This is a genomic window from Actinophytocola sediminis, assembly GCF_054779715.1.
In genome coordinates this window covers 1-24,464 of record NZ_BAAGXS010000047.1, presented here as the reverse complement: position 1 = coordinate 24,464, position 24,464 = coordinate 1, and the positions used below count along the sequence as shown (strand labels likewise).

Here is a 24,464-nt window from a genome sequence, read left to right as displayed (position 1 = left end):
CGTCCAGTTCTCCACGGTCCATTGAGGAGCGACATGTGTGAATCGTGCGTGACCCCGGGACTGTCCCGGCGGAAGCTGTTCGCCGGCCTCGGACTTGGCCTCGGCGCGGCCCTGGTCGGGACGGCGGCCATGGCCGCGCCCGCGGCGGCCGCCACGGCGCGCAACGGCGCGTGGTGCAACCCGGCGCTCGGCTACTTCCCCTCCGGTGGGCACTACGGCGCGTCCCGGCCCGGTGGCGCGCACGCCGGCCAGGACGTCACCAACTCGACCGGCACCGGCGTCTACGCCGCGGCGGCCGGCACCGTCGTACGTCGCCAGTGGGGCGGCGGGCTCGGCGGGCGCACCGGCAACGCGCTGGTCATCTCCCACGGCGGCGGCGTCTACACCTACTACGGCCACCTCAACGTCTACCGGGTCGCGCTCAACCAGGCGGTCACCGCCGGCCAGCGGATCGCCGACATGGGCGCGACCGGCAACGTCACCGGGCCCCACCTGCACTTCGAGACGCACACCGGCGCGCTCGGCTCGACGGTCAACCCGGTCACCTACCTGACCGCCCGCGGTGTCGACCTCGGCGGCGGCTGGTCACGGCTGGATCCCGGCGCCGGCGGCGCGACGGTGTCGGCCTGCCAGCACCTGCTCAACCAGCGCGGCTCCGGCCTGGTGGTCGACGGCGCCTACGGCGCGCTCTCGGTGGCCGCCGTCAAGCGGGTGCAGACCGCGAACGGCCTGGTCGCCGACGGCCAGATCGGCCCGCTGACCTGGCCGCACCTGGTGTACTCGCTGCGGCAGGGGCACAACGGCCACCACGTCCGCGGGCTCCAGGTCGCGCTCAACAAGCGCAGCGCGGGCCTGGTGGTGGACGGCGACTTCGGCTCGGTGACCACCACGGCGGTCCGCGCTTACCAGACCGTCAACCGGCTGGCGGTCGACGGCAACGCCGGTCCGGTCACCTGGCGCGCGCTGGTGGGCTGAGCCCGGCACCGGCGGGCCGGTGATCGTGCTCCGTGGTCGTTACGCTGTGTCCGAACGGCGGAAGGGGGGCGGCCATGGCGTTCGAGCGGAAGTACAGCGACGAGGTGCGGGACGCCGCTGTCCGCCGGGTGGTCGAGCGTCGCCAGGCCGAACCCGGCAACCGGTCGATCCTGCGTGAGGTGGCCGAGCAGTTCGAGGTCGGCGAGCAGTCGCTGCGGATCTGGGTGAAACGGCTGGACGACGGCATGTTCACCGCCGGTCAGGTGGCCGCGCTGCGCCAGGCGCCCCGGGAGCGGCTGCTCGCCCGCATCGCCGAGCTGGAGGCCGAGCTCGACTCCGCGAACGGGCTGATCGAGACCATGCGGGAGGAGATCGAGGTGCTGAAGAAGGCCTCCGCGATCTTCGCCGCCGAGCTCGCCAAGAGGTGAGCAAGTCCACAGTGTCCAGATGGCGGTACGGCACTGCTCGTGGCCCGGCGCCCGGCGCACACTGAACGCGCCACCTCATGCCTGCTGGAGCGCAGATGACCGGATACGACTACATCAGTGCCATCACCGGATGCACCACCGAGGTCCGCGGCCGGTTCGCCGTGCGTGGCCCGTCGTTCGAACTGCTCGCGGACGGATCGGTCGCCACCGGTGGGCCCGGCCGGGCGCCCGGCCCGCTGGATCTGCTGGTCTCGGCCATGGTCGTGAACCTGCTCAACGTGTTACGCGCCGACGGCGACCCGGACGCGGACAACCCGAACGCCCGCGCCGTGCACGTCCGGGCGCGCACCTCGCGCTACCCGCCCAACCGGGTCAAGGTCGGCCGGGCGCTGGTCGAGGTGCGGATCGACGGCCTGGCCGAGCCGGACGTCGACGTCCTGATCGAGCAGTACCGCGCAGGCTGCCGGGTGCTGCCCGCGCTGTCGACCGTGCTGGACGTGGACATCCGCGCGGTCGCGTCCACCACAGTGGCCGCCTGAGGTTCACACCGCCAGTAGCGCCTTGGTGTAGTCCGCTTTCGGTGTCAGTACGACCTCGGCGGTCGGGCCGTCCTCGACGATGCGGCCGGCCCGCATGACCGCCACCCGGGTGGCCACGTCGGCCACCACCGCGAGGTCGTGGGTCACCAGGAAGTAGGTCAGGTTCAGCGCGCGCTGGATCTCGGTCAGCAGGTCGAGCACCGCGGCCTGGATGGTGGCGTCCAAAGCGGACACCGGCTCGTCGAGCACCAGCAGCTTCGGGTTGAGCGCCAACGCCCTGGCGATGGCCACCCGTTGCCGCTGACCGCCGGACAGCGCGCCCGGCTTTCTGTCCAAATAGGACTGTGGGAGCCGGACGAGGTCGAACAGCTCGCGGACGCGGGCCTCCCGCTGCGCGCGGGTGCCGATCCGGTAGGCGTCCAGCGGCTCGCGCACGATGCCCCGCAAGGAGAATCGCGGGTTCAGCGAGTCGAACGGGCTCTGGTACACCACCTGCATCTCCCGGCGCAGCGCCCGCGTTCCCGTCCGCCCCAACCCGGACACGTCCTGGCCGAGCACCCGGACCGTGCCGCGGTCCGGCCGTTCCAGGCCAAGGATCAGCCTGCTGGTGGTGGTCTTGCCGGAGCCGGACTCGCCGACCAACGCGAAGGTCGTGCCGCGCGGCACGGTCAGCGACACGTCGTCCACGGCCTGGGTGCCGCGGTTGGCCGTGCCGAACCGTTTGGCCACCCCGGTCAGCTCGATCGCCGGATCCTCCTCGTCGGCCGGCTCGGCGACCCGCCGGCCGGCCCGCTCCCGGTAGGCCTGCGCGATGCTGAGCACCCGCCCGTTGGCCACCCGTGCGGAGCTGGCCAGCAGCGCCCGGGTGTAGTCGTGCTGGGGATCGGCGAACACCTCGGCGATCGGCCCGGTCTCCACCACCGTGCCGCGTTCCAGCACCACCACGGTCTGCGCATTGCGGCTGGCCAGCGCGAGGTCGTGGGTGATGAGCACGACCGTGGTGTCGTGCCTGGCGCGCGCGGCGTGGATGGCGCCGAGCACCTCCTGGCCGACCAGCACGTCCAGCGCGCTGGTCGGCTCGTCGGCGATGACCAGCTCCGGCCGCTGGGAGAACGCGATGGTCACCAGCACCCGCTGGCGCATCCCGCCGGACAGCTCGTGCGGGTAGCGCGCCAGCAGCGCGTCCGGGTCGGCGAACCCGACGTCGCGCAGGTCCTGGCGCAGCTGCTCCTGCACCTGCGCGGGCGAGAGCGGCGAGCGGGCCAGCGTGAACGCCTCGCGCAGCTGGGCGCCGACCGACTTGGTCGGGTTGAGCGAGGCGATCGGATCCTGCGGCACGAACCCGATGTGCCGGCCGCGAAGTGCGCGGAAGGCCTTGTCGCCGCGCTGGTGCACGTCCTCGCCGGCCAGCTCGATCCGGCCGGCGGCGATGTGCCCGGCACGCGGCAGCAGCCGCACGATGGCGTGCGCGAGGGTGCTCTTGCCGGAGCCGGACTCGCCGATCACCGCGGTCACCTGACCGCGCGGGATGTCCAGGGACACCGAGTCGAGCGCGGTGTCCAGCACGGTGTCCCTGGTGTCGCGGGTGTTGCGGTAGCCGACGGTCAGGTCGGTGACCCGCACGAGTGGCGTCACGTGTGGTCCTCCTGGAGCAGGTAGGCGATCCGGCTGAGCAGCACGACCACGGCGGTCAGCGCGAGACCGGGGATGATGGCGACCCACCAGGCGTGTGCCAGGTACTTCTGGCCGCCCGCGATCAGCACGCCCCACTCCGCCGACGGCGGCGCCTCGCCGAACCCGAGGTAGCTCAGCGAGCCGATGGCGAGCATGGCCAGGCCGAAGTGCAGCGCGGTGTAGGACAGCACCGGGTGGAACACGCTCGGCACGATGTGCCGGGCGATCACCCGCAGCGGACCGGCGCCGCAGGTGCGCGCCGCCTCGACGTAGGTGAGGGTGCCGGACTGGATCACGCAGCCGCGGATCAGCCTGGCGAACCCGGTGGCCTCGCCGACCCCGATGGCGATCGCCGCGACGAACGCGCCCCGCCCGTAGGTGGTGATCACCGCCAGCGCCAGCAGCACCGCCGGAATGGCCATCACCGCCTCGGTGAGCACGCCGAGCACCCGGTCGAGCAGCCCGCCGGGACGCAGCCCGGACAGCACGCCGATCACCGCGCCGCCGACCAGCGCGACGGCCACCGCGAGCAGCGCGGAGAACAGCGAGATCCGCAGCCCGTGCGCCACCCTGGAGTACAGGTCGCGGCCGATCTCGTCGGTGCCGAACCAGAAGTCGCCGGTCGGCGCGGTGAACGGCAGCCCGTCAAGCTCGTAGGGGTCGTGCCAGGTCACCAGGCCGGGGACGATCGCGATCAGCACCAGCAGCGCGAGGATCACCAGGTGTACGTGCAGCTCACGGATCCGCCGCCGGCCGGTGGCGCGCACGGGGGCGGCCGGCACGGCGGGTGCGGGCCGGGTGGCGGTGACCAGGTCAGTCATTCCCGGCCTCCACCACGTCGCGGCGGCGCAGCCGGGGGTCGAGCAGCACGTAGCCGATGTCGACCAGGGCGTTGATCACCACGTAGACCACGGCGAGCACCACCACCAGCCCGAGCACGACGGTCAGGTCGACCGCCTTGACCGAGTCGACCATCAGCCGGCCGAGCCCGACGCGGGAGAACACCATCTCCACCACCACCGCGCCGCCGAGCAGCTGGCCGATCCGCAGGCCGAACACCGCGAGGAACGGGAACGCGGCGTTGCGCAGACAGTGCCGGTAGAGGGTGTAGAACCGGCCCGCGCCCTTGGCCGGTGCGGTGACCGCCGCGTACGTGCTGCCCAGTTCGGTGCGCAGGCTGCTGATCAGCACCTGGGCGAACTGCGCCGAGCCGAGCAGCGCGAGCACCGCCGTGGGCAACACCAGCGAGGCCGCGCCCTGGCTGCCGTTGGACGGGAACCAGCCCAGCGTGATCGCGAACAGGTAGACGAACAGGATGCCGACCCAGAACACCGGCAGGCTCACGTAGGCCGAGGGCACCAGCGACGCCAGTGACCGGATCGCCCGTGAGCGCGGGTTGACCGCGAGCACGGCCAGCAGAAAGCCCAGCGGCACCGAGATGACCAGCGACAACGCCGCCAGCGTGATGGTGTTGGGCAGCACCTCGCCCAGCATCTCGGTGACCGGCTGCTCGGTGACCAGCGACCGGCCGAGGTCCCCGCGCAGCAGGCCGGTGACCCCGTCCAGGTACTGGGTCCACAGGCTGTCCGACAGGCCGACCTCGTCGCGCAGCGCGGCGAGGTTGAGGTCGGCGACGTCGGCCGTGCCGATGGTGTCGGTGGTGCCGATGCGGGCCAGTACCGCGTCGCCCGGCAGCACGAACAGCAGAAAGAACGAGGCCGAGTATGCCGCGAGGATCACCGCCACGGCGCGCCCGAGCTTGGCCGCCACCGGCCTGACCGCCGCCTTCACCGCTGTTCGACCCAGGCGTCGCCAAGCCACGGGATGTGGGTGGCCTCCAGCAGCGGCAGGTGGGTGCTGTTGCGGTAGGCCAGTGGCTGGATGAAGTCGTAGAGCGGCAGGTAGTAGGCCTCGTCCAGGATGATCTCCGAGGCCCGGGCGGCCAGCGTCTTGCGCTGCGCGATGTCCGGCTCGGCCAGGATCTGCTCGAAGACCGCGTCCAGCTCCTCGTCCAGCCCGCCGTAGGTGGAGCGCAGCACGTCGGCGTCGGGCCGGGTGCCCGAGCCCCAAGAGAAGGAGTAGTCGCCGGACTGCAGGCGCTGGTTGAGCTCGGCCTGGGTGAGGCTGCCGAAGGTCAGCTCGACGCCGATGTCCTTCCACTGCGACTGCACCACGGCGATGTTCGGCTCGTGGGAGATCGTCGACGGGCTGTAGACCAGCTCGAAGGACAGCCGCTGGCCGTCCTTGGCGCGCACGCCGTCCTCGCCCGGCCGCCAGCCGGCAGCGTCGAGCAGTCGTTTCGCGTCCTCGACGTCGGTCCTGATCTTGTCGGACTGGTCGGTGAAGTACGGGTTGCTCGCGGTGTAGGCGCCCTTGGGCGCGATGTCGATCGCCGAGGCCCGCGCGATCACCGCGTCCCGGTCGATGGCCAGCGACAGCGCGCGCCGGACTTCGACGTCGTCCAGGCCGGGGGCCTCGATGTTGGCCGCGAAGCCCAACGCGGAGCCGGGCAGCGGCTCGCGCCGGATGGTGACCTCCGCGCTGTTGGCGAACTCGGTCTTGTCCGCGGGCTCGGTGTTGTGCAACAGGTCGAGGCCACCGGAGCGCAGCTCGGCGGCGGCGATGCTGTTGTCCTGGATGTTGTGTACCTCGATCTTGTCCAGGTAGGCCGGGCCCTGGTTCTCCGCCGGCGCCGGCGGCCACTCGTAGTCGTCCCGGCGCACGAGCGTGTAGCCCTCCTCGCCGCGGCTCTCGTCGGCCACGAACGGGCCGGAGCCGATGATGCCCAGCCCTTCCTGGCGCTTCTCGTAGGGCAGCTTGGCGGTTTCCGGCGCCACGATGCCGAGCACGGTGCTCGACGCCGCCTGCAGGAACGAGGAGTTGGGCTTGGCCAGGTCGAACACCACGGTGTGCTGGTCGGGGGTGGTGATCTGGCGCAGCGCGCCGATCCACTGGTTGGCCACGGCGTACTTGGCGCCGCCGTCGCGCAGGGCCTGGTAGCTCAGGGCGACCGCGGCGGCGTCGAGCTTCTCGCCGTTGCTGAAGGTGACGTCCTCGCGCAGCGTGAAGGTGTACTGGGTGGCGTTGTCGTTGACCGTCCACTCGGTGGCCAGCCAGGGGGCGAAGGAGCCGTCCTCCTTGTTGAACACCAGCGAGTCGACCAGCCCGCGCACCGGCACGGCCAGGCCGTAGCCGGTGGTGGTGGCCGGGTCGAAGGACTTGCCGCCGCCGGCCGCCCGGTACTTCAGCACCCCGCCCCGCTCCGGCGGACCACTGGAGCTCTCGGTACCGCCGGCGGCACCAGCGGCGCACCCGCTGAGCGCGATGCCGGCCGCCACCAGGGCGGTCAGCATTGCCGTGGCACGTGGATGGCGCTTCATCGTTGGTGGCTCGCTCTCGTCTCGGACCGCGTGTGGTCCTCACGTTAAGTCGCCAACCACTAGTGTGGGATAGCGTCCCGCTATGTGAAACTTCTACGACGGAGCCGTTCGAGAACCTACTGTGATGCCATAGCTCTACGTAGAACTTCTAATAGCCGGCCACGAGGAAGTCCGCATGTCAAAGATCAAGATCGAGGCGACGAGCGCCGTCTTCTACCTGCCGTACTACGTGGCGGAGGAAGAGGGCCTGTTCACCGAGGAGGGGCTCGACGTCGAGCTCATCCGCTACCGGCAGGCCGAGGAAACCGGGCTGCGGTTCATCGAGGACCCGCGCCGGGTCTCCTCGTTCAGCAGCTTCAAGCTGTTCGAGTCCGGCGGGTCGCAGCTGTACAACGCGTGTGAGTGGGGTCAGCTGCGCCGATCCCAGGACAGCCAGGTCAACGGCAAGGTGGTCGCCCGCCGGGCCGCGGTCGCCAGCCAGGCGATCATCGTGCGCCCCGACTCGCCCCACAACGTGCCGGGCGACCTGGCCGGCGTGCGCGTCGGCGTGAACTTCCACCACGGCTCGCACTACCTCGTCCTGCAGACGCTGGAGGGCTTCCTGCCGCGCGCGGACATCAACCTGGTCGGCATCAAGGGCAAGGAACGCCTGGAAGCCCTGCGCGACGGGGACATCGACGCGGTCGCGGTGATGGAGCCGTGGATCACCGTGGCCGAGAAGCAGGGCTTCAAGGTGCTCGCCGAGGGGCACTACTACGGCGCGGAGATCGCCAACGACGCACTCGACGCGGAGACGTTCACCAGGATCAACAGCGCGGTCACCCGGGGCGTCGACCGGATCCACGAGGACATCCGGCCCTACCTGAAGTACTTCATCGAGCAGGCCGCGCCGGTCGCCGAGCTGGTCCCGGCGGACTTCACGCTCGGCCGGCTGCGCTACATCCACCCCGGGCCCTACCCCGAGGACCACTTCAACCGGACCATGGACTGGGTGGCCAGCTGGGGCCTGATCGAGTCGGACAACGAGTTCGGCACGCTGGTCGACTCCACCAAGATCCTCCAGGGGGCCTGAGGAACCTCGGCGAACCGGCGGCGCGATCCCGGTCGCGCCGCCGTCGCCCGTTCCCGTCATGCCCGCCGCCACCAACCGCCGGGCCGTACTGCTGTTGTGCGGCACCACGGCCGGGTTCCTGTTGCTGGACATCCACAAGGTGGCCATCGCCATCCCGTCGATCGAGCGCGCGCTGCACCCCGGCCCGGCCGGCATCCAGCTGATCCAGGCCGCCTATGTCGTCTGCTTCGCGGTCACCCTGGTGCCCGCCGGCCGCATCGGGGACGCCGGCAGACGACGCACGCTCACCTTCGCGGGCATGTACCTCTACCTGGCCGCCAGCGTGCTGTGCGCCGTCGCGCCGACCGCCGGGCTGGTCATCGCGGGCCGGGCGGTGCTCGGGGTGGCCGCCGGACTGCTGATGCCGCAGCTGATGGGCCTCGTGCAGCAGCTGTTCGCCCCGCCGGAGCGCGGCCGGGCCTTCGGCGTCTACGGCATGTGCGTCAGCCTGGCGACCGCACTCGGCCCGAGCATGGGCGGGCTGCTGGTCAGCACACCGCTGCTCGGCTGGCGGGGAGTGTTCGTGATGAACGTGCCGGTCGGGGTGGCCGTGCTGGTCGCCGCGCACGCGCTGCTGCCGGCCGGCCAGGAGCAGGGTGACCGGCGGCGACCGGACATCGACGTGGTCGGGTTGGCCTTCGGCAGCCTCGCCCTGGTCGCGCTGCTGACGCCGTTCATCTTCACCACCGGCCGCCCCGGCGACCTCGACGCCCGCTGGCTGGCGCTGGTCCCGGCGGCCGGGCTCGCGGTGCTGTTCGTTGCCCGCAGCCGGCGTCGGGTCGCGGCCGGTCGCTCCGGGGTGATCGACCCGGACCTGTTGCGCGTCGGGTCGTTCCGCAACGGCGTGCTGGTGTCGTTGACCTGGTTCGCCGCCGGGCCGGGCATCGCGCTCGCGTTGACCATCTACCTGCAGGAGGCGCGTGGGGTCAGCCCGTTCGTGGCCGGGGTGGTGCTGCTGCCGGCGTCGGCGACCTCGGTGCTCGGCGCCTGGCTCGGCGGCCGGTACGTGCAGCGGCTCGGCCGGGTGCTGACCGGGTCGGGCATGGTGCTGGTGCTGGCGGCCACGCTGGGCACGCTCGCGTTGCTGCACACCGACCTGCCGACCGCGGCGGTGCTGGTGGGCATTCCGGTGCTGCAGCTGGCCTACGGCCTCGGCGGCGGGCTGGTGGTCTCGCCGAACCACTCGATGATGCTGATGGACGTGCCGGCCGCGCAGGGCAGCGCGGCCAGCGCGATCGGCCAGCTCGGGCAGCGGATCAGCAACAGCGTCGGGGTGGCGACCGCGTCGATGGCGTACTACTCGACGATCTACGGCACCGGGTTCACGCTGACCGACGCGCCCGGCGCGCTGCACCGCGACGCGCTGGACCTGGCCACCACGGTCGCGTGCCTGTTCCTCGCCGCCGCGGTCACCGTGGTGGTGGTTGATCTGCGCCGCCAGCGCAGGACGCCCGCGTCAGCCGAGGCGGTCGGCGCGGTCAAGTAGGTAACGCCGCTCGACCTCGTTGCTGGTCAGGCCGGCGGCCGCGCGATAGTTGGCGGCCGCGCCGCCGGCATCGCCGACGAGGTCGAGCAGATGGCCGCGCACCGCGCGTTCCCGTTGGCGGGTAAGGGGTTCCCGGTCCAGCCCGTACTCGCGGTTGTACGCGTCGAGCAGGGCGAGACCGTGCGCGGGCCCGTCGGCCTTGGCCACCGCGACCACGCGGCTCAGCCGGACCGGGGCGGTGGGGGTGCGCTGCTCCAGGGACCGGTACAGCGCGGCGATCCGGTGCCAGTCGGTCTGGTCGGCCGACGCGGCGGCGGCGTGCACCGCGGCGATCGCGGCCTGCAGCCGGTAGGGGCCTGGCTCGGGCTGGGGCGCCAGCAGTGCGGTGCCCTCGCTGATGAGGCCGGCATCCCAGCGGGCGCGGTCCTGGTCGTCCAGCGGGACCAGGTGGCCGTCGTCGTCGGTGCGCGCGGCCCGGCGCGACTCGGTGAGCAGCAGCAACGCGAGCAGGCCGGTGACCTCCGGGTCGGGTAAGCGGTCGTGCAGCATGCGGGTAAGCCGGATCGCCTCGCCGGTCAGGTCGGCCCGGACGAGTTCGGTGCCCTCGGTGGCCGTGTAGCCCTCGTTGAAGATCAGGTACAGCACGCGGAGCACCGCGGCCACCCGCGCGTCCCGGTCGGCGTCGATGGGCGGGTGGAACCGGGCGCCCGCGCGGGCCAGTTGTTGTTTGGCGCGGCTGATGCGCACGCCCATGGTGGCCTCGGTCGTGCCGTAGGCGTGCGCGATCTCGGCGGTGGTCAGCCCGCCGACCGCGCGCAGGGTGAGCGCGACCTGGGAGGTGGCGCTCAGCGCCGGATGGCAGCACAGCAGCAGCACGGTAAGGCTGTCATCGGCGTCCTGTGTGGACGGTCGACGCGCCGGTTCGCCCATGGCCAGCTCGGCCACGCCGACGGCGTGCTCACGGCGATGCCGGGCCTGGTCGGACCGGAGCAGGTCGACCATCTTGTGGTAGGCGATGCGGATCAGCCAACCGCGGGGGTTGTCCGGCAGGCCGGCGGCCGGCCACGTCTGACTGGCGGCCAGCAGCGCCTCCTGCACCGCGTCCTCGGCCAGGTCGAACCGACCGAAGCGGCGCGTCAGCGCGCCGAGGACCTGCGGCGCCTCGGTCCGCAGCAGGTGCTCGACCTGCGCGGTCATGCCGAGAAGTCCCCGCCCATGATCGGGCGGATCTCGATCGGCTCACCGAGCACGGCGACCATCCTGGCGACGATCTCGACCGCGCGTTCGTGGCTGGCGACGTCGATGATCGCGAAACTGGCCAGCACCTCCTTGAGCTCGGCGAACGGTCCGTCGGTGGCCACCACGCCGTCTGGGGTCCGGCGGACGGTGGTGCTGACCGCCGGGTGGCCGAGGCCCTCGCTGCCGACGAACTCGCCGCTCTCGACCAGCTCGCGCTCGAACCGCTGGTAGGTGACGAACGCGGTGCGCGCCTCCTCGCTCATGGTGTCGGCGGTGGCCGCGTCCCATTCGGCCGCCGGGGTGTAGCCGAGCAGCAGGTACTTCATCTCGATCCCCTCGATGTGATCGTCCGCTTGGCAACAACGTACGTGCGCCCCGACCGATCCGCCGACCCGAAATGTGACCCAGGACACTCTGATCAGGTGTCAAAGCGCGTCGCCCGCCTCCGAGGTACCGGCACACACCGAGAAACGGAGAGACGACATGACTGAGATCCCCAGCACCGAGTTGACGGCCCTGGACCGCCTGGTCGGCACCTGGAAGGTGACCGGCGGGGCCGAGGGGACCGTGCGGTACGAGTGGCTGCCCGGCCGGTTCTTCCTGCTCCAGCACGTCGAGCTGAGCCAGTACGGCGAGTCGGTCACCGGCATGGAGGTGATCGGCCACCTGCACCCGTTCGGCGAGCCGGTCGGCGCCGACGTGGTGTCGCGGTTCTACGACTCGGCGGGCAACACGTTCGACTACGTCTACGAGCTCACCGGCGACACCCTGACCATCTGGGCGGGCGCCAAGGGCAGCCCGGCCTACTTCCAGGGGACGTTCAACGCCGCCGGCGACACCATGACCGGCGACTGGACCTACCCCGGTGGCGGCGGCTACGAGTCGACGATGACCCGGAGCTGACCGGCGTCCAGCCAGGCCCCGGCGCACGCCTCGATCCAGGACCCCAGGTCGGGCACGCCGTCGATCGTCAGCAGCGACTCCGGCGGGCAGCCGGCCAGGGGCCTGACCCCGGCGAAGGCGTGGTCCGGGGCGAACAGCAGCAGTTCCCCACCGCGCCGGCCGGCGATGGTGAGGTTGCCGTTGGCCTCGATCGCGACCGGGTAGTAGGCGTCGGGCTCGATGGGTACGTCGAGCCCGGCGTCCGCCCAGATCCACCGGTAGTCCTCGAGCTGGCCGGCGACGCGGTGGCCAGCGGCCTCGACGGTGAGCACGTCGTCCTGGTTCAGCCACCAGCTGGCGGGCTCGCCGAACCGCTCGACGATGCCGCCGCACACCGACCAGAACAGGCGGTGGATCTCGGGGACCTCGCCCGGCGGGGACACCGGCGGCGGCTCGCACAGCCAGCCCCGCCGGTTGTCGGCCGGTCCCCAGGCAAGCAGTTCGTAGGCCCGGCCCGACACGGACACCGGGGTGACGCGCGCGCCGGTCAGCAGGGCGGAGAGCCGAGGCAGCCCGTCGAGCGACCCGCGCGTCCACGGACCCTCGTCGCCGACCACAACGACATCCCCGGGTCCGGTGAACCACGGAACCCGCTCGCTGAACCGCTCCCAGTCACGCATGGGCGTGATCATAAGGAGCCGGTGTGCTGGAAAGGCTTCGCAGCAGGCGATAACGCTGGAATCCGCTGTCGGCCACCCCGGGGAAGTCGATGACCTTTCGCCACTCTGGCGCGGATCCCACGGTGCCCTGACCGGAGTTCGCCAGCGCGTCGCGATGCGCCTGCGCGTCGGTCCACTCGGCGTAGTTGAGCACCCGGGTGCCGTCGGTGCTGGCATGGAAGTGGGCGGAGATCCCGCCGGGATGCGGTTCGGTCTCGCTTGCCAGCGCCTCGAACACGGTGTCCACCCAGCGTCGTTGCCGCTGGTGATCAGGTCCGTCGAACTCGACACTGACGACGACAACGCATCCGGGGACCGGCGGGTTCTCCCGGGTTCCGCTGCGGTATCGCCGATACTCCACCGGCTCGGCGCCGGTGCGCGCACGAAGAAACGCGCGGTCGACCGCGCCGGCCGACCACTGGGTGTAGGTCAGCGCGGTCTCGCCGCCGTCGGTGTCGACGAACGCGCTGACCGAGACCAGCCCCGCCGGCCACGGATCGCGCGCCAGTTCGGCGAACATGTCCGCCGGCATGGCCTGCGTCTCGACGACCAGGACGGTGTCGGCGTCGGGACGGGTGATGTCGGGCAACACATCGTGGTCAATGGGCATGTCGGTTTGTCTCCCTGCGGTCCCGGATCAGCGCGGCCAACCGAAGGATGAAACTTCAACATATGTTCATGTCAAGCAGTCGTCCGGTCGCACCTCGTCAGGAAGGTCACCCGCGACGATCAGTCGCGCCGACCTGCTGCGTCGCCAGGACAGGTAGCCGTTGGTGACCATGCGCACGACGTACCGGTCGGGGTGGTCCACCTCGCTGATCCGGGCCCAGCGGCGATACACCTTGACCAGCACGTCCTGGACCAGATCGGCGGCCTGCTCCCGCTCGCCGGTGAGCATCGCCGCGTAGCGCAGCAGCCGCGGCAGGTGCGCTCGGACGAAGTCGTCGTAGTCAGCCATCACTACTGAAGACCTCGCCCACGGACGATCTATGCGCGATTGGACCCATCGGAGAAGGGGGCAGTCAGCTTCGAGGCGAAAGGGCGCTCTCCGAACGGATTCAGGCGCGGGTTGGTCGAACGGGCCAAGAAGCAAGCCCAGAGCGTGCCGGCGATCAACGGGCATCCGTTGACCGCGACCTATGTGCACCCGGCAGCGTTGACACTCGCGTACTACCTGCCCCTGGTGGACGCCCTCCGGACCCGCCAGACAGAGACGGTCTCACTGGATGGCGAGGACTACGCCTGCGCCGAGGCACGAGTCCCTGGATACCGAGTCCCTGTTCCTTGGCGGCGACGGAGTCGCCATCGAACTCGGCTCAACATGGGCGGGCTAGCCGACACCACCGGTCCGCCGTAGCCGTTCACAACGCACCACCGGCAGAAAATGCCTGATCAGGGATGGTGCTCCCAACGGGATTCGAACCCGCGCTGCCGCCTTGAAAGGGCGGAGTCCTAGGCCGCTAGACGATGGGAGCCCGGGTTGCCCGCTTCGGAGCACGCAAAGCATAGGACACCACCCGCGCCCGCCCGAGAGCGGGTATCGCGTGCTGCCCTGGCTTGGACAAGCCGGGCCATCCAACCGCCGCTCGGGGCTTACCTCCTCACCGGTGGTTCGCCATCATCGCCCGGGACCAGGCCCAGCATCTCCAGCAGCTCGCGGCAGTCGTCAACATCTCGGGCGCTGTGGGCGACCGCGAGCTGTGCGCGACGCACCTGCTCGTCCGTCACCCGGGATGTCTCACCGTTGCGAGGAGCCGGCACCCCACCGAACCCGAGAGAGGTGTCTCGGGTCTCTTGCTGTAGCAGGAAGTCACGAACTTCGACCGGTCCGCTCATGTCTCGCCTCCCCGACCTTCAGGTGTTGGCGGAGAGACTATGAGCCAGAAGCCGCCAACCACAGCCCCCCGAGGAGTGAATCCTGTACACACGTTTAGTAGTCGTGACCGAGCGGATCGCCACTCGTGCGACCGAGACCATTCGTGTAGCGGGCCAGTGATCACTCGATCGGACGCACTTTGGTCACTCAAGTCCTTCGGGGACCACTCAGGGGAGCGGCTGACCGGCCGCAAACCCCGCGATCTGGGCCCTGACCTGCGACAACAGTCAAATCAGGCAAGCCGACCCGGATGAGCGACCAGGCATCCCTCAAGCACGGCACCCCTCGGTCCGAAGACTCAGGAAAGAAGATCACGAGTCGCCCCAGGAGGAGCGCTGCAGTGCCGATGCACACGATCTACAACGTCTACCGGGTCGAGGGGATGACCTGCGACCGCTGCGCCGCCACGGTCACCGAAGGCCTCTCCGAGCTCGACCACGTCACCGACGTCGCGGTGAACCTCACCACCGGCAACGTCACCGTCGCCAGCGCCAGCGAACTGAACCGGCGCCACATCGCGGCGGCACTGGCCCACGCGGGCCACCAACTCGCCGACTGACCGCCCGCCGGGGCCGCCACCAGGATCGTTGTCGTGGAGAAGTCAGCTCGCGCGGACGGGTTAGGTGAAGAGTTCTCTCAATTTTTCATGCTTACCCACTCCCACGAAGCGCGTGCGCGTGCAACAATCGACTCGCTGACACACCCCCGGTCAGCGCCTGTGGAGATCCCCTCCGGCCCCCGCGTTCCTCCCCCTGGCGCGGGGGCCTCTCCATGCCGGCACCCGGTTCGCGCTACCCACAGTGCCCATACCCTTACTTTGGAAATATCGGGCATTCGGTAGCTCGACCGCAATCGGTTCGTTATCCTCTGCTGGTGCTTTTCACCGGACGTAGTCGACCGACTGTCAAGGCGAGCGATGAGCTCGCCAACGCTGGGCGTCATCGGACCGAAGCTCCGGAGCAGGCCGACCTGCCCGACCACGAGCTCGAGTCCTACCTGGCGGCTCTCTCCCCAGAAGGCGACCCCGAGACCACGGGTTCCGGGCGCCGGTTTGGTGGCGCGGAGGTCTACCAACTGCGCCTCTCCCTGATGGCGAACGAACAGCTCCGTGAGCTGGCCGCCCATCACCAGACCTCGCCCATGGCACTGGCCCAGGAATGGGTCCTGCAGCGCCTCGAGTGGGAGTCCCAGCACCTCAACCGGCGCTGAGCCGACGCTGACCACCGGCTGGAGAGCCGGTTCCCCGACCTGACCCCCCGACAAACCAGCAGGGCCCCAGCCGGTCACCCGGCCGGGGCCCTTAGTAAAACGCTGAGATCTCTACAGTGCGCGCACGTTTGTGGCCTGCGGGCCCTTGGTGCCCTGACCGACCTCGAACTCGACGCGCTGGTTCTCCTCCAGGGTGCGGAAGCCCTTGCCCTGGATCTCCGAGTAGTGCACGAAGACATCGGCGCCGCCGTCATCGACCGCGATGAAGCCGAAGCCCTTCTCGGAGTTGAACCACTTCACAGTGCCCTGTGCCATGTACCTGCCTCCGTCGCAGGATCAGCATGGGGTTACACCGTGCAACCCCGGCAGCCCTCGGGCGTTGCCTCCGTCAACCAGCGACGAAAGTGCTGCACGCCCGCGTTTTCGTTCCGCGAGCGTGGAAAGCACGAACACAGAAACTGCGGCCTGCGCGGCAAAGCCTAGCGCGAAAAAGCACCCCGGCACTACCACCTGCACTCGACTGATTACACCCGCCGAACGATCTCCGCAGGCTGGACGTGGATGATCGAATGTGATCCGTACCACACTCGATCGAGCCAACGTCACACCTACCCACGGCGTCGAATGGGTGTGGGAGTACGGGCAGGGGTATCGACAGGGGGAACACCAATGGGTGCACGTCCAGCGGGGCGGGGGCACGGCCGGTCGCGGTGGCGGCTCGGCGTACTCGCGGCGGGGCTCGTCGCGGCAGTGGGGCTGACCGCGTGCAGCGCCGATCTCGCGGGCGAGCCGAAGGCGCCCGGCACGGGCGGGCACAGTCCAAGCGCACAGGCCGCGCCGAAGCCGCCGGCGAAGATCGCGCTCACGCCCGCCGACGCGCTCACCGACGTGAGCCCGGTCGCGCCGATCTCGGTGAAGGTCACCGACGGCACCATCGAGGCACTCACGCTGACCAACCCGACCGGCAAACAGGTCATCGGCAAGCTCACCCCCGACCGGACGACCTGGACCGTCGGCGAGCCACTCGGCTTCGGCAAGACCTACACCTGGTCGGGCACCGCGCTCGGCACCAACGGCGAGCAGCAGCCGATCACCGGCGCGTTCACCACGGCCACCCCCAGCGGCACGATCGGCGCGCAGATCAACACCGGTGACGGCAAGACCTACGGCGTCGCGATGCCGATCGCGGTCACCTTCGACTCCCCGGTCCCCGACCGGGCGGCCGCCCAGCGCGCGATGATCGTGGAGACCTCGGTGCCGGTCGAGGGCACCTGGGCGTGGCTGGACGACACCCGCGCGCACTGGCGGCCGAAGGCCTACTGGCCGCCGAACACCACGGTGAACGTCGACCTGGGCCTCTACGGCGTGCACCTCGGCGACGGCGTCTACGGCCAGAACGACCTGACCTCGCAGTTCACCATCGGGCGCAACCAGGTGGTGCGCGGCAACACCCAGACCCACCGGCTGCAGGTCTTCCAGAACGGCAAGCTCACCGCGGACTTCCCGGCGAGCTTCGGCCTCGAGTCCGACCCTGGCCGGGTGACCAACAGCGGCACCCACGTGGTGATGTCCAAGCACGAGTCCTACGCGATGTCCAGCGAGCAGTACAACTACTCCAACGTCGTGGTGCCCTGGGCGGTGCGCATCTCCAACAACGGCGAGTTCGTGCACGGCTACGCGCCGTCGATCCCGTCGCAGGGCAAGGAGAACGTGTCCCACGGCTGCGTGAACCTCTCCCCGGACAACGCCAGGAAGTACTTCGACACCGCGCTGGTCGGCGACCCGGTGGAGATCACCGGCAGCAACAAGCAACTCGACCCGACCGACGGCGACTACTACGACTGGGCGGTGCCGTGGCACAAGTGGCTCACCATGTCCGCGATCGCCTAGTGACCTGCGCCTTACCGGCATAAGCTGACGCGGAACAGCTGGGTGTACGGGGGTGCGTCGATGCGGGGAGGGGCCCAGCAGCGAGCCGAACCCGACGGCGGGTTCGCCGCGCTTTACTCCGTGCTCGGCCAGTCCGGGGCCTTGGCTGAGCCGGAGCCGCCAGCGGGCGACGAGGTGGCAGCGGGCCATCTCGTCGTCCGCGCGTCCGGGGCCAGCGCCGCCAGGATGGCGATGGACGCGATCCGGGAGCCCGCACTCGCCAGGCCGAGGGCCGAACCGGACCAACTCCAGCTGGTGATGCGCGCGACGCTGCCGAAGTACCTGCCGGTGGGCGGGGTGGCGCTGACCTACCCGGAGTGCGCGCTGCGGGCGGTGCCCGGCGAGCGCGCCGGCGCCGTGGTGCTGACCGTGGCGACCGCGAAGCTGTCCATCAGCTTCGGTGAGCTGCGCCCGCTGCTGTTCCGCCCGGTCCCGGTGGACCGGCCGCTGCAGGCGCTGTTCGGCTCGGCGGTGGCCCACCTGCTGATGGTGTCGGACTCCCTCGACCAGCACGGGATCAAGCCCTACCTCACCGGCCTGGCCGAGCTGGTACTGCGCAGCGCGTTGCACACCGAGCTCAACCGGGCCGACACGATCGCCACCAGGCGCCGGGACGCGGTGGAGTTCATCAAGGAGAACCTGGCCGATCCCGCGCTGTCGGCCGACCGGATCGCCGACGCGCTGTTCATCTCCCGCCGCCGCCTCTACCAGCTGTTCGACGACGGCGACGGGGTCTCCGGCCGGATCCGCGCGCTGCGTATCGACCTGGCGAGGGAGCTGCTCGGCGACCCGGCGCACGCGGTACGCGGCATCGGCGAGATCTCCCGCCAGTGCGGCTTCGCCAACGCCGCGCACTTCTCCAGGACGTTTCGCCGGACGGTCGGCCAGACCCCGCGCGAGTACCGCGACCGCGCGCTGGCCCGCGCTCAGTAGCGCTTGGCGTACCAGGCGGGCGGCTCGCCGAACATGTCCCGGAAGTCGCGGGTGAAGTGCGCCTGGTCGGCGTAGCCGAGGTCGGCCGCGAGCCGGGCGAGGTCGGTCGGCGTGCCGGCGGCGAGGCGTTCGGTCACCTCGCGCAGGCGGTAGCGGCGGATCACCCACTTCGGGCCGATGCCGACGTACTCGGCGAACAGGCGCTGCAGTCGCCGCATGCTCGTGCCGAGGTCGGCGGCGAGCCGGTCGACCCGGGTGATCCGCTGGTCGGCGGCGATGGTGGCGACGATCTCGGCTGCCGCCAGCCCGCGCGGGTCGGGATCGGGCAACCGGGCGCGCAGGTAGTCCTCGACGGCCGGCACCTCGAGCTGGTCGGGCAGCCCGGGGCCGAACAGCTCGGCGGCGGCCACGGCGCGGTCGGTGATGGTGGCGACCGGGGCGTCGAGCAACGGGCGAAAGCAGCCAGGGCGGAACGCCACCCCGAACACGCCGCTCGCGCCGGCCAGTACCTCGATCCGGTGACCGGAGCTGACGCCGCGTACCTGGGCGACGCCCTCGCGGAAGGTCAGGTGCACGTTCGGAAACGGGACCATCTTCTGCCGGTAGGGCTCGGCGTAGTCCCAGGACACGATCCAGTACTTCTCGACCCAGTCGGCCAGATCGGGCGACGGGCGCACGGAGGCGTGCCGCTGGTACCGCGTCCACGCCCCGGCGAGCTCGCGCGTGTCCCGAGGCACGGCGCGAGTCTACGCGGGCCCTGAATGCCCCATTCGGGACGTTGAACGTCGCCAATGCCTCATTCAGGGCATTGCGGCTGGTGGGCGCGGTGCTCAGCCGGCCATGCGGATCACCTGGCCGGGCATGATGCCGCCGCGGGGGCCGATCGGCTGGTCTTCGGTGGGCAGTGGCGCGTCCAGGTCGGCGAGGACGACCTGGTCGCCGGTGGTCAGGCCGGCGCGGATCTCGGTGCGCAGCCTGCCGACGGCGCCGAGCTCGACCTCGCGGACGGTGGTCTCGGTGCCGGCGAGGATGGTCACCGACGGCGCGGGGTCCTTGCTGATGGCCGAGGTCGGCACGGTCAGCACGTCCGTGGCGGTGCTGATCACGATGTCGACGCCGGCGGGAGTGCCGGCGGGCATGGCGGCGGGCGGCTCCTCGACGGTGACCGTGACGGGGTAGGCCGCCGGGTCGGCCGAGGCGTCGACCAGGCGGCCGATGCGGGTGACGGTGCCCTCGACGGAGGTGGCCGAGCCGGTCGGGGTGACGGTGGCCCGCTGGCCGACCTCGACGGTGTCGATCTGGTCGACCGGGATGGTGGTCTCGACCAGCGCGGCGCCGGGGCCGATGAGGACGAGGACGGGGTCGGCCGCGGTGACCTGGTCGCCGGGGGCGGCGGTCACCGAGGCGACGGTGCCGGTGATCGGGGCGGTCAGCGTGGCCTGGGTGAGGGACCGTTTGGCGGTGAGCAGGTCGGCCGACGCGCGGTCGACGGCCGCCTGGTCGGCGGCGATGGTGGCCGCGGTTGGCGCCTCCGGTGCCGGCGGGCTGGCTGCCCTGTCCTGTTCGGACAGTGTGGCGGCGAGGGCGTCGATCTGGCGCTGGAGGGTCGTCTGCGCGGCGGCCACCTTGTCCTGGGTGGACATCGCGGTGGCAAGCGCCGCGGTGCAGGCGGCGGTGTCGGCGGCCGGCGCGGAGTCCGCCGGCGCCTGGTCGGTCGCGGGCGCGGACTCGGTTGGTGCCGCGCGTGGGTCCGGGGTCGGGTCGGGTGGGGTTTCGCCGGTGCAGGCCTGTTTCTGTGCGGCCAACGCCGTCTTCGCCGCCGCGATGGCCTTGCTGGCCGCGGTTTGGGCGGCGCTGACCGCGCCCTGCTGCTTGCTCAGCCCGGCAGACGAGTCCGGTGAGTCGACCGATTCCTGTTGGTACTGCTGGTCTTTCGCCAACGTCGCCCGCGCCTCGGCCAGGTCTGCCTCGGCGGCGTCGACCGCGGCCCGCGCCTGCGCGTCGGCCACCGTGCCGAGGCGCTGCCCCGCGGTCACCTGGTCGCCTTGGGCCACCGTCAGCTCGGCCAGCGTGCCGCCGACGCCGAACGACACGTCCGCCCGGTTGACGAAATCCACGGTCCCGTTGGTGGACACCGTCTGCGCCACGTCGCCGGCCGCCGCGGCCGCCAGCCGGTACCGCTGCGCGGAGTCCGCTGGCGACAGCACGACCACCGCGCTGCCGACCCCGACGAGCAGCACGCCCGCGACCCACCCGTACACCGAACGCATCTGCCCTCTTCTCACTCGCCGCGAAGCGCGTCGATGGGTGTCAGCCGCGCGGCCCGCCCGGCCGGATACACCCCGAAACCAAGCCCGATCACCAGCGCCACCCCGATCGCCGCCACGGCCGCGACCACCGAGACGCTCACCGGCTGGTCGATCAGCCCCGGCAGCAGCAACGCCCCGGCGATCCCGACCCCGACCCCGGCCACCCCGCCGACCGCGCCAAGCACCCCGGCCTCGACCAGGAACTGCCGGCGGATCGCCCGTGAGGTCGCGCCGAGTGCCTTGCGCAGACCGATCTCGCGCACCCGTTCGGTGACCGCGACCAACATGATGTTCATGACCCCGATCCCGCCGACCAGCAGCGAGATCGCCGCCACCCCGCCGAGCAACACGGTGAGCGTCCGGTTGGTCGCATTGGCGGTCTCCAGCAACGACTCCTGGCTGGCGATGGTGAAGTCCTCCTCCTCGTGCAGCACGGTCAGCAACGCGCTGATCTCCTGGTGGGCCGCGCTGAGCACCTCCGAGGACGCCGCCCGCACGTAGATCGTGGACACCGACGCGGTCGCCGAGCCGGACAGCCGCTTCGCGGTGCCGATCGGTACCACCGCGACGTCGTCCTCGTCCGCGCTGTCGCCGCTGGCCCCGGTCGGCTCGAGCACCCCGACCACCGTCATCGGCGCCCCGCCGACGGTCACCGTCGCGCCGACCGGGTTGCCGACCGCGAACAGCTCCGCCGCGGTGTCCGGGCCGAGCACCACCACGTCCGCCGCGCCGGTCACCTCGTCCTCGGTGAGGAACCGGCCGGTCGACAACGTCCGGCCGCGCACCGAGGTCCAGGCCGTGGTCGTGCCGACGACACTGGTCGTCCAGTTCGTCGTGCCGGCGACCAGTGACAGCTGGCCGCCGGTCACCGGCGCGACCTCGGCGATGTCGGGGGCGACCGACTGATCCGCCAGTGCCGCGGCGTCGCCGACGGTCAGCGTCGAGGCCGAGCCGAGGCCGCCGCGCATGCCGGCGGCCGACGTGCTGCTGCCCGGCGAGACGATCAGCAGGTTGCTGCCGAGTGCGTCGATCTCCTTGCGCACCTGGTCCTGGGCGCCAAGACCGAGGCCGACGGTGAGGATGACCGACGACACGCCGATCACGATGCCCAGCATGGTCAGCGCGGAGCGCAGCCGGTGCGCGCGGATGGCGTCCAGCCCGCTGGCGAAGGTGTCCGACCAGTTCACGACGCCAGCGCCCCGTCGCGCATGACCACCGTGCGCTGCGCCAGCGCGGCCACGTCCGGCTCGTGGGTGATCAGCACGATCGTCCGCCCGGCCGCGTGCAGCTGGGTGAACAGCCCGAGCACCTCGGCCGAGGACGCGGAGTCGAGGTTGCCGGTCGGCTCGTCGGCCAGCAGCAGCGCCGGGTCGGTGACCAGCGCGCGGGCAACCGCCACCCGTTGCTGTTGGCCGCCGGAGAGCTCGCCGGGCCGGTGCGCGTGCCGGTCGGCAAGGCCGACCCGGTCCAGCGCGGCCGCCGCGCGTTCCCGGCGCCGTGACCTGGACACCCCGGCGTAGGCGAGCGGCAGTTCGACGTTGCGCAGCGCCGTCATGCTCGCCAACAGGTTGAACTGCTGGAACACGAAGCCGATCCGCCGGTTGCGGATGGTCGCGAGATGGCTGGCCGGCAGTGCGCCGACATCGCCGCCGGCGAGCAGGTAGCTGCCCGAGGTCGGCACGTCGAGGCAGCCGAGGATGTGCATCAGGGTCGACTTGCCGGACCCGGACGGGCCGGCGATGGCGACGAACTCGCCCTGGTCGATCGCGATCGACACGCCGCGCAGCGCCTCGACCGCCAGCGCGCCGGTGTTGTAGGTCTTGCGTACGTCGGTCAGCTCGATGAGCGCGCCCATCACCGGCCACCGCCCTGGACGACGCCGGGGCCCACAGGCGCTGGACCACCGCCGCCGGACGGGATCCGGATCACGTCGCCACCACCCGGTCCACTGTCGCCGCCACCCGGCCGGCGGATGAAGGCCGGCAGCTCGACCTGGTCGCCCTCGGCGAGGCCGGAGGTGATCTCGGTCAGTGGGCCGTAGGTGGTGCCGAGCTCGACCTCGGTCCGCACCGGCTTGCCGGCCACGATCTTGTCGACATAGGTGGTGTCGCCGTCCTCGCGCACCGCCGAGGTCGGCACGGTGAGCACGTCCGCGCGCTCGGCCACGACGATCGTCACGGTGGCCGACGAGCCGGCGTAGAGGTCCTGTTGCTCGCCGGTGACCGCGATGGTCACCGGGAAGGTCACCGCGCCGGACTCGTCGGCCTGCGCCACCAGCCCGGCGGTGGTGACCGTGCCCGGCACGGGTTCGGTCGCGTCGGCGGTGGTGACCTCCACGGCCATGCCGGCCTTGATCCGCCGCAGGTCCGCGCCGGCGACCTTGGCCGACACCTGGTACTTGTTCGTCGACACCACGGTGATCGCGCCGGTCGAGTCGTCCTGCTGCGGTTGGTCGCCGGTGTCCGACCCGGTGTCCGCGCCGCCGCCGACCTGGTCGCCGACCGCGAGCTCGACGGCGACCACGGTGCCGGCGATGGTGGCGGTCAGCTCGGCGTCCTCGAGCGCGTCCCGCGCGGTGGTCAGCCTGCTCTGCGCGGCGGTCACCTGCGCGTTCGCCGCGGCGAGCTGGGTGTCGGCCGCGCCGGCGGCGGTCTCGTCCGCGAGCCTGGCCGCCGCGGCGTCCACTTCGGACTCGGCGGCGGTGACCTCGGCCGCGAGCAGCTCGTCGTCGATGACCGCGAGTACCTGGCCGGCGGTGACCTGGTCGCCCTCGGCCACCCGCACGTCGGTGACCTCGCCGGACACCGCGAAGGTGAGGTCGGCCTGCGCCGCCGGCTCGACCGTGCCGGTCGCGGCGACCGTCTCGCGCTGGGTGTCCACGGTGGCCGTCGCGGTGACCGGCTCGGCCGCCGGTTCCTCGGCCGGCGCCAACAGCAGCCACCCGCCCGTCCCCCCGGCGGCGAGCACCACCAGTGCGACGACCAGCCACACCACCCGCCTTCGCTTGCGCGGCAACCGAAATCCCACCAGCACGCTCCTCCCGGCTCGACGCCGTCCTGTCGTGAGCCTGGAGCGCCGGGCTGTGCTGGACCTACGGGAAACCTATGGATTACCTATGAGCGGGCACCACTTCGAAGTCCACTGAGGACACCAGGTGGCCGAGGACCGCGGCCAGCTCCAGCCAGCCGCGGCCGGTGGTCGAGTGCAGGGTGAACACCGCCAGCCTGCGCCCGGACGGGTCGATCACCACGGCCTGTAGCTGACAGCCGGCCAGCAGGAGCCGTTCGGCCAGCACCACCGGATACCCGCGTTCGGTGCGCGACCTGGTCACCTCCCGCAGCTCCGCGCCTGCCGACAGGTGGGCGGCCAACTCGTCGCCATCGGGGTCGCCGAGCGGGTTGTCGGTGGTCAGCACCTGACCGACGAGCGTCGCCGGGTCGGCCTGCTGGTGGTTGACGACCGCGACCAGGCCCGCGCCGCCGGCCAGCGCCAGCTCCGCGGCGTCCCTGGCGGCGATGGCGATCCCGGGATCGTGCGCGAAGTCCTGGCCACGCCGCTGGACCATCAGGTCGGCCAGCGCCCGCGCGGTCTGGTCGACCGAACCCACCGGCACCGGCGTGACTCCCGGGACCGCCGCGAGCCTCACGAGCCCCCACCCTGGCGCAACGGCCGCTCGCCGAACACGATCAGCTCACCGGCCGGGCGCAACCCGCCGGCCATGGCGCCGGCGAACGCGCCCGCCGCGCCTGCCGGCGGGTCGGCCGGCCGCGCGGCC

Annotated in this window: 26 protein-coding genes and 1 tRNA gene; 10 read left to right on the top strand and 17 right to left on the bottom strand. The window is 71.4% G+C overall.

Annotation, left to right across the window (positions count from 1 at the left end; genetic code table 11):
- The first annotated feature begins 33 nt into the window (after positions 1–33).
- The 3 genes from ACYVIP_RS26875 (at position 34) to ACYVIP_RS26865 (ending at position 1,942) form a co-directional block, all read left to right on the top strand.
- Entirely contained in the window at positions 34–975 is a 942-nt protein-coding gene (locus ACYVIP_RS26875) for a peptidoglycan-binding protein (protein WP_460401174.1), read from the top strand.
- Between the two features lie 74 nt (positions 976–1,049).
- Positions 1,050–1,403 (top strand): transposase, encoded by a 354-nt coding sequence (locus ACYVIP_RS26870; protein ID WP_460401172.1) that lies wholly within the window; start codon positions 1,050–1,052, stop codon positions 1,401–1,403.
- A gap of 95 nt (positions 1,404–1,498) precedes the next feature.
- The gene (locus ACYVIP_RS26865) at positions 1,499–1,942 is read left to right on the top strand and encodes a hypothetical protein (RefSeq protein ID WP_460401170.1); all 444 of its coding nucleotides are present in this window, start codon (positions 1,499–1,501) and stop codon (positions 1,940–1,942) included.
- Between the two features lie 3 nt (positions 1,943–1,945).
- On the opposite strand, the gene ACYVIP_RS26860 is transcribed toward ACYVIP_RS26865, so the two are convergent.
- The 4 genes from ACYVIP_RS26860 to ACYVIP_RS26845 are packed head-to-tail and all read right to left on the bottom strand — an operon-like array spanning position 1,946 to position 6,969.
- On the bottom strand, positions 1,946–3,577 hold the full coding sequence (locus ACYVIP_RS26860) for an ABC transporter ATP-binding protein (protein WP_460401168.1): 1,632 nt from the start codon (positions 3,575–3,577) through the stop codon (positions 1,946–1,948).
- Complete coding sequence (locus ACYVIP_RS26855) at positions 3,574–4,437, bottom strand: ABC transporter permease (RefSeq protein WP_460401167.1); 864 nt, start codon at positions 4,435–4,437, stop codon at positions 3,574–3,576. Before ACYVIP_RS26855 ends, ACYVIP_RS26860 begins: the two co-directional genes overlap by 4 nt.
- Complete coding sequence (locus ACYVIP_RS26850; protein WP_460401165.1) at positions 4,430–5,407, bottom strand: ABC transporter permease; 978 nt, start codon at positions 5,405–5,407, stop codon at positions 4,430–4,432. Before ACYVIP_RS26850 ends, ACYVIP_RS26855 begins: the two co-directional genes overlap by 8 nt.
- Positions 5,404–6,969 carry an ABC transporter substrate-binding protein gene (locus ACYVIP_RS26845; RefSeq protein WP_460401163.1) on the bottom strand — a complete coding sequence of 522 codons (1,566 nt, stop codon included), beginning with the start codon at positions 6,967–6,969 and terminating at the stop codon, positions 5,404–5,406. Before ACYVIP_RS26845 ends, ACYVIP_RS26850 begins: the two co-directional genes overlap by 4 nt.
- A 202-nt stretch (positions 6,970–7,171) precedes the next feature.
- Here ACYVIP_RS26845 and ACYVIP_RS26840 point away from each other — a divergent pair, with 202 nt between their 5' ends.
- Positions 7,172–8,068 (top strand): ABC transporter substrate-binding protein, encoded by an 897-nt coding sequence (locus tag ACYVIP_RS26840; protein ID WP_460401161.1) that lies wholly within the window; start codon positions 7,172–7,174, stop codon positions 8,066–8,068.
- Positions 8,069–8,126: 58 nt separating this feature from the next.
- Positions 8,127–9,593, top strand: a complete 1,467-nt coding sequence (locus tag ACYVIP_RS26835) for an MFS transporter (protein WP_460401159.1) — start codon at positions 8,127–8,129, stop codon at positions 9,591–9,593.
- Here ACYVIP_RS26835 and ACYVIP_RS26830 read toward each other — a convergent pair.
- The gene (locus tag ACYVIP_RS26830; protein WP_460401157.1) at positions 9,564–10,790 is read right to left on the bottom strand and encodes an RNA polymerase sigma factor; all 1,227 of its coding nucleotides are present in this window, start codon (positions 10,788–10,790) and stop codon (positions 9,564–9,566) included. The genes ACYVIP_RS26835 and ACYVIP_RS26830 overlap by 30 nt on opposite strands.
- Positions 10,787–11,158 (bottom strand): YciI family protein, encoded by a 372-nt coding sequence (locus tag ACYVIP_RS26825; protein WP_460401155.1) that lies wholly within the window; start codon positions 11,156–11,158, stop codon positions 10,787–10,789. Before ACYVIP_RS26825 ends, ACYVIP_RS26830 begins: the two co-directional genes overlap by 4 nt.
- Positions 11,159–11,315: 157 nt before the next feature.
- On the opposite strand from ACYVIP_RS26825, the gene ACYVIP_RS26820 reads away from it, so the two are divergent.
- Positions 11,316–11,735, top strand: a complete 420-nt coding sequence (locus tag ACYVIP_RS26820) for a hypothetical protein (RefSeq protein ID WP_460401153.1) — start codon at positions 11,316–11,318, stop codon at positions 11,733–11,735.
- Here the strand turns inward: ACYVIP_RS26820 and ACYVIP_RS26815 are convergent.
- From ACYVIP_RS26815 to ACYVIP_RS26800, 4 genes are all read right to left on the bottom strand, one after another.
- Positions 11,708–12,394: a hypothetical protein gene (locus ACYVIP_RS26815; RefSeq protein ID WP_460401151.1), complete on the bottom strand. Its 687-nt coding sequence runs from the start codon at positions 12,392–12,394 to the stop codon at positions 11,708–11,710. The two genes, ACYVIP_RS26820 and ACYVIP_RS26815, sit on opposite strands and share 28 nt — an antisense overlap.
- Complete coding sequence (locus ACYVIP_RS26810; protein ID WP_460401149.1) at positions 12,387–13,043, bottom strand: antibiotic biosynthesis monooxygenase; 657 nt, start codon at positions 13,041–13,043, stop codon at positions 12,387–12,389. The genes ACYVIP_RS26815 and ACYVIP_RS26810 overlap by 8 nt, the downstream gene beginning before the upstream one ends.
- A gap of 66 nt (positions 13,044–13,109) precedes the next feature.
- Complete coding sequence (locus tag ACYVIP_RS26805) at positions 13,110–13,391, bottom strand: sigma factor (protein WP_460401147.1); 282 nt, start codon at positions 13,389–13,391, stop codon at positions 13,110–13,112.
- A 441-nt stretch (positions 13,392–13,832) separates the two neighbouring features.
- Positions 13,833–13,908 (bottom strand) — tRNA-Glu (locus ACYVIP_RS26800).
- A 747-nt stretch (positions 13,909–14,655) separates the two neighbouring features.
- Between ACYVIP_RS26800 and ACYVIP_RS26795 the strand changes: the two genes are divergently transcribed.
- Positions 14,656–14,868: a heavy-metal-associated domain-containing protein gene (locus ACYVIP_RS26795; protein WP_460401273.1), complete on the top strand. Its 213-nt coding sequence runs from the start codon at positions 14,656–14,658 to the stop codon at positions 14,866–14,868.
- Positions 14,869–15,182: 314 nt separating this feature from the next.
- A complete protein-coding gene (locus ACYVIP_RS26790; RefSeq protein ID WP_460401145.1) occupies positions 15,183–15,518 on the top strand; it encodes a hypothetical protein in 336 nt (111 codons plus the stop codon).
- 111 nt (positions 15,519–15,629) lie between these two features.
- Here ACYVIP_RS26790 and ACYVIP_RS26785 read toward each other — a convergent pair whose 3' ends face one another.
- Complete coding sequence (locus ACYVIP_RS26785) at positions 15,630–15,833, bottom strand: cold-shock protein (RefSeq protein WP_075127229.1); 204 nt, start codon at positions 15,831–15,833, stop codon at positions 15,630–15,632.
- Between the two features lie 354 nt (positions 15,834–16,187).
- Here ACYVIP_RS26785 and ACYVIP_RS26780 point away from each other — a divergent pair, with 354 nt between their 5' ends.
- Entirely contained in the window at positions 16,188–17,408 is a 1,221-nt protein-coding gene (locus ACYVIP_RS26780) for a L,D-transpeptidase (RefSeq protein WP_460401142.1), read from the top strand.
- A gap of 60 nt (positions 17,409–17,468) precedes the next feature.
- Positions 17,469–18,380, top strand: coding sequence for a helix-turn-helix transcriptional regulator (locus ACYVIP_RS26775; RefSeq protein ID WP_460401140.1), 912 nt, complete (start codon positions 17,469–17,471; stop codon positions 18,378–18,380).
- Here ACYVIP_RS26775 and ACYVIP_RS26770 read toward each other — a convergent pair.
- The 6 genes from ACYVIP_RS26770 to ACYVIP_RS26745 all read right to left on the bottom strand — a co-directional run bounded on the left by ACYVIP_RS26770 (position 18,374) and on the right by ACYVIP_RS26745 (position 24,335).
- Positions 18,374–19,117, bottom strand: a complete 744-nt coding sequence (locus tag ACYVIP_RS26770) for an AraC family transcriptional regulator (protein WP_460401138.1) — start codon at positions 19,115–19,117, stop codon at positions 18,374–18,376. The genes ACYVIP_RS26775 and ACYVIP_RS26770 overlap by 7 nt on opposite strands.
- Positions 19,118–19,210: 93 nt before the next feature.
- Positions 19,211–20,650 carry an efflux RND transporter periplasmic adaptor subunit gene (locus tag ACYVIP_RS26765; protein WP_460401136.1) on the bottom strand — a complete coding sequence of 480 codons (1,440 nt, stop codon included), beginning with the start codon at positions 20,648–20,650 and terminating at the stop codon, positions 19,211–19,213.
- 11 nt (positions 20,651–20,661) lie between these two features.
- Positions 20,662–21,876 carry an ABC transporter permease gene (locus ACYVIP_RS26760; protein WP_460401134.1) on the bottom strand — a complete coding sequence of 405 codons (1,215 nt, stop codon included), beginning with the start codon at positions 21,874–21,876 and terminating at the stop codon, positions 20,662–20,664.
- On the bottom strand, positions 21,873–22,544 hold the full coding sequence (locus ACYVIP_RS26755) for an ABC transporter ATP-binding protein (RefSeq protein ID WP_460401132.1): 672 nt from the start codon (positions 22,542–22,544) through the stop codon (positions 21,873–21,875). The genes ACYVIP_RS26760 and ACYVIP_RS26755 overlap by 4 nt, the downstream gene beginning before the upstream one ends.
- Complete coding sequence (locus ACYVIP_RS26750; RefSeq protein ID WP_460401130.1) at positions 22,544–23,716, bottom strand: efflux RND transporter periplasmic adaptor subunit; 1,173 nt, start codon at positions 23,714–23,716, stop codon at positions 22,544–22,546. Before ACYVIP_RS26750 ends, ACYVIP_RS26755 begins: the two co-directional genes overlap by 1 nt.
- Before the next feature lie 82 nt (positions 23,717–23,798).
- Positions 23,799–24,335, bottom strand: coding sequence for a hypothetical protein (locus ACYVIP_RS26745; protein ID WP_460401128.1), 537 nt, complete (start codon positions 24,333–24,335; stop codon positions 23,799–23,801).
- Positions 24,336–24,464 lie beyond the last annotated feature (129 nt).